This is a genomic window from Veillonella parvula (genome assembly GCF_024461875.1).
In the GTDB taxonomy this organism is placed as follows: Bacteria; Bacillota; Negativicutes; order Veillonellales; family Veillonellaceae; genus Veillonella; species Veillonella parvula_I.
This window is the reverse complement of sequence record NZ_JANGAL010000126.1, coordinates 1-227: the sequence shown is the minus strand read 5'-3', so window position 1 is coordinate 227 and position 227 is coordinate 1. Positions and strand designations below refer to the sequence as shown.

General features: G+C 40.5%; 1 protein-coding gene. It reads right to left on the bottom strand.

Annotated features, from left to right (window positions below; all coding sequences use genetic code 11):
• A partial coding sequence (locus tag NE668_RS10085) for an ATP-binding cassette domain-containing protein (RefSeq protein ID WP_256196900.1) occupies positions 1-227 on the bottom strand: 227 nt, incomplete at both ends.

The following is a 227-nucleotide window of genomic DNA, read 5'->3' as shown; positions in this document are numbered from 1 at the left end:
CATCGAGGATCAATATCTTCGGATCGTTTAAAAGCGCCTGCAAAAGAAGCACTCTCTGTTTCATTCCTCCTGACAGTTCCTTGATCTTTTTACGTTTCACCTTGTCAAGATTTAACAAAGGAAATAAAAGCTCCATCCGAGCGCGGATTTCCTTTTTCTTCATTCCTTTAAGCGTTCCCATATAAGCGAGAAATTCAGTCACTGTAAACGTTTCGTACAACTGTTGC